This is a genomic window from Nitrososphaerota archaeon (assembly GCA_029785825.1).
Taxonomy (GTDB): domain Archaea; phylum Thermoproteota; class Nitrososphaeria; order Nitrososphaerales; family Gagatemarchaeaceae; genus UBA183.
This window is the reverse complement of the sequence record JAFLYY010000008.1, coordinates 1-2,869: the sequence shown is the minus strand read 5'-3', so window position 1 is coordinate 2,869 and position 2,869 is coordinate 1. Positions and strand designations below refer to the sequence as shown.

Below are 2,869 nucleotides of genomic sequence, written 5' to 3'. Positions count from 1 at the left end.
TTCCTCTTGGTCGATGGGGCGCACGACCCGGCGACGGTCGCGCTGCTCCGGTCCCTCTTCAACACCCAGGCGGTGCACGACCCGAAGGGCCTGAGGGTCGTGAAGCGGGCACACTAGCGCCCCGCAGACTGGGCGGGCGGCGCAGTCCTTCAGCAGACTGTACGCCGTCCTTCCCATGGAAGTGAAGAACCTGCACATCTCGGCGCGATTGTCGTCGGTCCCCCGCACGAACGTCCTGACCGGGCATCGCATGCTTCGTCAGCGGTCGACCGGGTCCGCGCGCTTCTGGCGGCGCCTTCGAGGCCTTGAACAGCGTCGTCGTCGAGAGCCCTGCCCCAGTCGCTGCCATCCTCAGCACCTGTGCCTGGACAAAGGGTACGACTACCCAGAGATGGAGACGGACGTGGTCGAGAGAGGGTACGTGCCGCACATGCGGCACAGAAGGGAGAGCGATGACCTGGTGAGGCGCTACCCGCGGAGAGGAGCGCGTCTTGGCTCGCTCAACCGGTTCAGGAGGCTCCTGATGCGACGGGAGAAGAGGGCCGAGGACTGCCGCGTTCTGGTCCAGGTGGCCTGTGGTCTAACCATCCGCAGGAGAACAATCTTGGGATAGGCTCTGAGTGCCCGTCCCAGAGTCGTTCGTCGTTTGGCGATGATACCTACGCCCTGTCAACTCTCGGACTGCTATTCATGAAGAAAAGGGGGGCGCGTGAGGGCAGGCGGCCCTCACGCCCGTTTCATCATGCTACAGAGGCGCAGTGAACGATCATGGAGTCACAGAGGTGGGCATTGTAGCCAACGGGCCGGTGTCTAGGCTGTATACCTGGCCTTCGCTGAAAGTCCTGTTCTGGATGTTGTATATCTGGAACAGCACGAAGTATGCGTTGAACTTGGGGACGAATATGGCCGTGGTCCAGGTTCCTGAGCCGCCCGTCGAGGCGTAGTATGCCGGGGTGATGTAGCTCCACTGGTAGATGGTGCCGCTTTCAAAGGTCGAGGTGTCCGGGGTCCCACTGAAGGCGAGCGTCCCTCCGACGAGGTTCCAGCCGTAGACCACGCCTGTGCTGGGATCGGTTTGTGTTATGTTGCCTTGCATCGGGTTTGCCTTGAATACGTTGGACACATTACCTGTGAAAATGATCTGCCCAGTGTTAGTGGTGTCAGTGTTAGACGTGAAAAGGCCCCAGGTTATCTTGTTGTGCCCATCGTAGACGAACTGAAGGACGGAGGCACAGGGCGCACAACTAGGGGATGGCGGAGGAGTGATCCACGGGGCATTGTAGTCCCAATTAGCCCAGCTGCCGCTGGGGTTGCCACCGGCGAGCGCGTTGCTGGTGCATTCGGGATTGGCTGTGCTGATTGCGGTCGTCATCGTCGTGTCGACCGAAACGTCGGTGGTGGTCGTGTCTGGCGTCGGGCAGTTAGACCAGACCGTGTCCCAGACGGAGGCGGTGCTGAAGTAGTTGAACCCGAACCAGATGAACTCGTTGTAGCACCCCTGACCCATGCCCGATGGGTTCCCTTCGTAACCGTTGCAGGCCGACTGGCTTGGAGTTATGTTAATCTGAGTCGGATGAGCGGCGAGCGCTGCTGGCGTGAGCGCGGGCGCGACCAAGAGGAGGACCGTTGCAAGCGATGCTGTCACTGCGATGAAATTTTTCGAGTTGTGGAACTTGTTTTCCAAAATACCACGGGTGTCTCCGCCTGGCTCTGTAGAAACCCTCCGACAAAAGAGGATGCGACCCTCATGGCGTTGTAGGCTATCATCCTGAACCTGATCTCGTTGTTAAGCCCCTTCGTCCTGACGGACCTCATCTCGTCCCCCATGGTCCTCTTCACGACCGAGAAGATGGTCTCGTCCTTGGACCTCTGGTGGCACACCCTCTCGGAGAACCTCCTCTTCATCTCCTTCCTGTAGAGCCCCTCGGTCCTCCAGAGGGGTACCTTCTCCATTCGTGGTGGGATCATCGACATGGCGTGGAGCTCATCCCTCAGGAGCTCATGGCTCTCTTCCGAGTCGTACGCCTTGTCCCCTATGCCCACGCCGATGGGCCTGACGGAGTGCGCCTTCCTCACCACATATGGGAAGTCTACGATGTCGCCGTAGGGCCCTCTCCTCACCCTCACAGAGGTGACGAGCTGGCGCCTGAGCTCCGCTCCGATGGTGAGCTTGAGGAACCTCCTCCTGGGCCTCGTCATCTCCCTGAAACCTGCCTCCTCATGCCCGATAGGACGTCGCGCTTGACCCTCAGGGCGTAGTAGTAGGACGCATGGTGGAGGGAGAAGCCCGACGAGTCGATCCCGAAGACCTGCCTCCTGACCCTGGTCAGGAGGACGAACCCTCCCATCACCCGCTCCAGGAGAGTGGACGGAACCCGGAGCATGAACTTCTCCAAGGTCGTGAAGTGGGGGAGCCTGGAGAGGCCGAGCTCCTCGACCAGGGTGTCGGCGACTGGGAGGAGGTCGTCGACGTACTCCCGATATGACTTCCTCATCCTCTGCCAGAGGACGAGGAGTGCGATGTGCTGCCACTGGGTGAAGTCCCTCCTGGAGAACTTGGAAGAGTAGAGCGGGACGCGCTGCCGCCGGCAGACCTTGAAGACGGCCCTGACCATCCTTATGTAGCGGCTGACCCTCCTCCTCTCTTCGTCGTCGTCCTTCGGATGCTTCATCCTAGTCAGACGGAGGGCCGGGGGACGATGGCAAAACCACCCGTCTGAAGGAATCTAGAGCGTATCACGAAGAGAATCTCATTCAGACCGGATTCCTGAAGAGAGGGTTTCTACAGAGCCAATGAGCTTCCCTGTCTTAAATATGGGGGCCGGGGCCGCTCAGCAAAGTGTCAGAATATCACTCAGATGGTGCCCGC

4 protein-coding genes are annotated in these 2,869 nt (G+C 60.1%); 1 reads left to right on the top strand and 3 read right to left on the bottom strand.

The window, feature by feature from the left end; all coding sequences use genetic code 11:
• Positions 1-403 precede the first annotated feature (403 nt).
• Positions 404-613 (top strand): hypothetical protein, encoded by a 210-nt coding sequence (locus JRN21_10815; protein ID MDG6989792.1) that lies wholly within the window; start codon positions 404-406, stop codon positions 611-613.
• A gap of 153 nt (positions 614-766) precedes the next feature.
• Here the strand turns inward: JRN21_10815 and JRN21_10810 are convergent, their stop codons facing one another.
• From JRN21_10810 to JRN21_10800, 3 genes are read right to left on the bottom strand one after another with little or no spacing between them, the layout of a single operon-like run.
• Positions 767-1,684 carry a hypothetical protein gene (locus JRN21_10810; protein ID MDG6989791.1) on the bottom strand — a complete coding sequence of 306 codons (918 nt, stop codon included), beginning with the start codon at positions 1,682-1,684 and terminating at the stop codon, positions 767-769.
• Positions 1,642-2,199 carry a transposase gene (locus JRN21_10805; protein MDG6989790.1) on the bottom strand — a complete coding sequence of 186 codons (558 nt, stop codon included), beginning with the start codon at positions 2,197-2,199 and terminating at the stop codon, positions 1,642-1,644. Before JRN21_10805 ends, JRN21_10810 begins: the two co-directional genes overlap by 43 nt.
• The gene (locus JRN21_10800) at positions 2,196-2,672 is read right to left on the bottom strand and encodes a hypothetical protein (GenBank protein ID MDG6989789.1); all 477 of its coding nucleotides are present in this window, start codon (positions 2,670-2,672) and stop codon (positions 2,196-2,198) included. The genes JRN21_10805 and JRN21_10800 overlap by 4 nt, the downstream gene beginning before the upstream one ends.
• Positions 2,673-2,869: the final 197 nt, after the last annotated feature.

Bases quoted from the DNA above. Each gene is read 5' to 3' on its own strand.
- JRN21_10805 (MDG6989790.1), bottom strand. From the start codon at position 2,199: ATGACGAGGCCCAGGAGGAGGTTCCTCAAGCTCACCATCGGAGCGGAG.
- JRN21_10800 (MDG6989789.1), bottom strand. From the start codon at position 2,672: ATGAAGCATCCGAAGGACGACGACGAAGAGAGGAGGAGGGTCAGCCGC.